The organism is Pseudomonas sp. TNT2022 ID1044 (genome assembly GCF_028656895.1).
GTDB classification, from domain to species: domain Bacteria; phylum Pseudomonadota; class Gammaproteobacteria; order Pseudomonadales; family Pseudomonadaceae; genus Aquipseudomonas; species Aquipseudomonas reinekei.
In genome coordinates, this window is the sequence record NZ_JAMDHB010000053.1 from 1 (window position 1) to 3955 (window position 3955).

Genomic DNA, 3955 nt, shown 5'->3' on the forward strand with positions numbered 1-3955 from the left:
CTGTCACATACCCAATTTGCTGAAGCGTCGAAAGACGAGTCGGCACACCGAATTTCTTGACGACCATAGAGCATTGGAACCACCTGATCCCATCCCGAACTCAGCAGTGAAACGATGCATCGCCGATGGTAGTGTGGGGTTTCCCCATGTGAGAGTAGGTCATCGTCAAGATTAAATTCCGAAACCCCAATTGCGAAAGCAGTTGGGGTTTTGTTTTGCGCGTAGAAAAAGTGCCGATCAGCTACAACACAAATTTGCACAGTTATTTTCCGTCCAGGACACTAGAATAGGTCCACCTTTTTCAGAGTCAGAGCGCTTATGCCAGACCCGGTTGACGCCCAAGGGCTGTCAGAATTGCCACTAGAAAATCTGGTTGCGTGTCATGAGTGCGACTTGCTGATGCGTAAGCCCAGGCTCGCTCATGGCGAGAAAGCCCTGTGTCCGCGATGTGGTTACGAACTGTATGCCCATCGTCACAATGTCGTGCAACGTAGTCTTGCCTTGGTCATGGCAGCCCTGTTGTTGTTTGTCCCGGCGAACTTTTTACCCATCATGCAGCTCAATCTACTCGGACAATCGTCGCAAGATACTGTCTGGAGCGGTGTTGTCGCGCTTTTTGACTCAGGCATGCAAAGCGTCTCAGTGGTTGTGTTCCTGTGCAGCATGGCGATTCCGCTGCTCAAACTGCTGTGCCAACTGCTCGTATTGTTGAGTATCCGTTTCAATATCGGGCGCAGTTACGGTTTGCTGCTCTATCGCATTTATCACCACTTGCGCGATTGGGGAATGCTTGAGGTTTACCTGATGGGCGTACTGGTGGCGATTGTTAAGCTGGCAGATATGGCAGCAATCACCGTAGGTCTCGGTTTGGCGTGTTTTATTGCTTTGTTACTGGTTCAGGTCTGGTTGGAAGTGGTCATGTCGCCTCACCAGATCTGGCAGGCGTTATCAGGAGAGGATGCCCATGCGGGCGATTGATGCAGGCATTCTGGTTTGTGCGGAATGTCATGAGTTGAACAGGCAGGAAGCTGACACCGATGAGCAGGTCTGTACTCGTTGCGGAGCGTTGGTACATGCCCGCCGCCCCAATAGCCTGGTGCGGACCTGGGCCTTGCTGATTACGGCCGCCATTCTTTACATTCCGGCCAACATGTTGCCGATCATGACCGTCAACTCACTGGGTAAAGGCGCGCCCAGCACGATCATGGCCGGTGTGATCGAACTGGTTCACTACGGAATGTTCCCCATTGCAGCCGTGGTGTTTATCGCCAGTATCCTGGTTCCCACGTTCAAGCTGGTGGGGATCGGGCTTCTGCTGATTTCGGTGCAGCGCCGCCAACCACTGTCTGCCCGCCAGCGAATCTGGATGTACCGCTTTATTGAATTCATCGGCCGATGGTCGATGCTCGATATCTTTGTGATCGCCATCCTGGTGGCGGTCGTGAACTTCGGGCGACTTGCCAGCATCGAAGCCAATCTTGGCGCCGTCGCTTTTGCCAGTGTGGTAATTCTGACGATGATTGCCGCAGTAACTTTCGATCCCCGACTGATTTGGGATAACACGGAGTCGGACGACGACCATGACTGATTTGCCTGTAGCGAAAACCCGACCGGCCTCGAACTGGTCTGCCATTTGGGTGTTGCCCCTGATCGCCTTGATCATCGGCGGCTGGCTGGGCTGGCGTGCCTACAACGAAACCGGCCTCGAGATTCAGGTGCGTTTCGAAAGTGGTGAAGGCATCCAGGCCAACAAGACCGAAGTCGTCTACAAAGGCATGTCGGTTGGTAAGGTGAAGACACTCAAACTCGATGATGAAGGTAACTCCAAAGGCGTGATCGCCACCGTCGAGATGAACAAAGACGTCGAGCAGTATCTTCGGACGAGCACGCGTTTCTGGCTGGTTAAACCGAGTGTGACTCTGGCCGGTATCACGGGCCTGGAAACGCTGGTTTCGGGTAACTATGTTGCGATCAGCCCCGGTGAAGGCGAACCCACTCGCAAGTTCAAGGCGCTGGCGGAAGAGCCGCCGCTTTCCGATGCTCAGCCTGGCTTGCACCTCACGATCAAAGCTGATCGCCTGGGTTCTTTGAACCGCGGCAGTCCGGTGTTCTACAAGCAGATCAAAGTGGGGCAGATCAAAAGTTACGTGCTCTCTGAAGACCAGAGTACCGTTGAGCTCAAGGTGTTCATTGAACCGACTTACGCCAAACTGGTGCGCAAACACACGCGTTTCTGGAACGCCAGCGGCATCAGCATCGATGCCAATCTGTCGGGTGTGAAAGTACGCAGTGAGTCCCTGGCCAGTATCGTTGCCGGGGGGATTGCGTTTGCCACGCCGGAAAATCGCAAGGACAGTCCGCCCACCGATCCGAGCTTGCCGTTCCGTCTCTACGAAGACTTCGATGCGGCGGCGGCGGGTATCAAGATCAAGGTCAAGCTCAGTGACTTCGAAGGGCTGCAGGCTGGCCGCACGCCGGTCATGTACAAAGGAATCCAGGTTGGCACGCTCAAGGCCCTGAAGGTCGATCCGGATCTGTCCGGTGCGAGCGCCGAATTGACCCTGGACCCGCTGGCCGAGGATTATCTGGTCGACGGTACGCAGTTCTGGGTGGTCAAGCCGTCCATTTCTCTGGCAGGTATCACGGGCCTGGAGGCATTGGTCAAAGGTAACTACATTGCTGTGCGCCCCGGTGATAAAGGCGCCGCGCCGCAACGTGAATTCGTCGCGCGGCCCAAGGCACCGCCGCTGGACCTGCGCTCGCCGGGCCTGCACCTGGTGTTGTTCACCGAGAACCTTGGTTCGCTGGAAGTCGGCAGCCCGGTTCTCTACAAACAGGTGAAAGTGGGTTCGGTGCAGAGCTACCAGTTCTCGCGCAAAAGAAACCAGTTGGTGATCGGCGTCCACATCGAGAAGGAATACGAAAATCTGGTGAATGCCTCGACGCGGTTCTGGAATGCCAGCGGTATCACGCTGACTGGCGGTCTGACCGGCGGGATTCAGGTCAAGAGTGAGTCGCTGCAAAGCCTGATGGCTGGCGGCATTGCCTTTGAAACGCCGGAAGCCAAGGCGCCACTGCAGAAGCGGATCCCGCGTTTCCGCTTGTTCGCCAGTCACGAGGAAGCCAATCAGAAAGGCGCGGTGATCACGATCAAGGTTGATCGCGCGGATGGTTTGCGTGCGGGTACGGCAGTTCGCTTCAAGGGGCTGGATGTCGGCAAAATCGAGAATGTGGATCTTAGTGACGATTTGCAATCGGTACTGTTGACGGCGCGCATCACAGAAGTGCCCGAGCGCATTGCGCGGGTTGGCAGTGAGTTCTGGGTGGTCAAGCCTGAGTTGGGGCTGATCAAGACATCGAACCTTGAGACATTGGTCACCGGGCAGTACATCGAAGTGCAGCCGGCCGCGAAGAACCTCGGCCCGCAGAAGAGCTTCGTGGCCCTGCCCGCCCCGCCTGAAACCGCCAAGGCCGAAGCCGGGTTGAGCCTGGTGTTGAGTGCTGCCCGCCGAGGTTCGCTGAAAGCGGGTGTGCCGGTGACGTATCGCGAAATCACGGTCGGCAAGGTGACCGGGTATGAGCTGGGTCAGACGGCGGATCGTGTGCTGATCCACATCCTGATCGAACCTAAATACGCGCCGTTGGTGCGCGGCGGTACGCGATTCTGGAACACCAGCGGATTTGATTTTGATGTCGGCCTGTTCAAAGGCGCAACGGTGAGAACCGAATCGCTGGAAACCATGATTCAGGGTGGCGTCGCGTTTGCCACACCGGACGGTGAGCGGATGGGCAGTGTTGCGCGACCGGAGCAGACGTTCCCGTTGTTCGACAAGTTCGAAGAGGAATGGCTGACCTGGGCGCCGAAGATTTCGCTCGGCAAGTAGGCTCAAGCAGAAATGAAAAAGGCCGCGATCCATTGGATCGCGGCCTTCTTATTGGTGCGCCAGGCATGGCG

3 protein-coding genes and 1 rRNA gene are annotated in these 3955 nt (G+C 56.3%); all 4 read left to right on the forward strand.

Going from position 1 to position 3955, the window contains the following annotated elements; genetic code table 11:
* Window positions 1-55: 55 nt before the first annotated feature.
* Window positions 56-171: ribosomal RNA gene (rrf, locus tag M5G20_RS30075) — 5S ribosomal RNA — on the forward strand.
* A gap of 147 nt (window positions 172-318) precedes the next feature.
* Window positions 319-978: a paraquat-inducible protein A gene (locus M5G20_RS30080; protein ID WP_273922125.1), complete on the forward strand. Its 660-nt coding sequence runs from the start codon at window positions 319-321 to the stop codon at window positions 976-978.
* On the forward strand, window positions 965-1588 hold the full coding sequence (locus M5G20_RS30085; RefSeq protein WP_273922126.1) for a paraquat-inducible protein A: 624 nt from the start codon (window positions 965-967) through the stop codon (window positions 1586-1588). Before M5G20_RS30080 ends, M5G20_RS30085 begins: the two co-directional genes overlap by 14 nt.
* Window positions 1581-3884 (forward strand): PqiB family protein, encoded by a 2304-nt coding sequence (locus M5G20_RS30090; RefSeq protein WP_273922127.1) that lies wholly within the window; start codon window positions 1581-1583, stop codon window positions 3882-3884. The genes M5G20_RS30085 and M5G20_RS30090 overlap by 8 nt, the downstream gene beginning before the upstream one ends.
* Window positions 3885-3955: the final 71 nt, after the last annotated feature.

What these genes read in the sequence shown, in the direction of transcription:
- M5G20_RS30090 (WP_273922127.1), top strand. Translation starts at nt 1,581, where the DNA reads ATGACTGATTTGCCTGTAGCGAAAACCCGACCGGCCTCGAACTGGTCT.
- M5G20_RS30080 (WP_273922125.1), top strand. Translation starts at nt 319, where the DNA reads ATGCCAGACCCGGTTGACGCCCAAGGGCTGTCAGAATTGCCACTAGAA.
- M5G20_RS30085 (WP_273922126.1), top strand. Translation starts at nt 965, where the DNA reads ATGCGGGCGATTGATGCAGGCATTCTGGTTTGTGCGGAATGTCATGAG.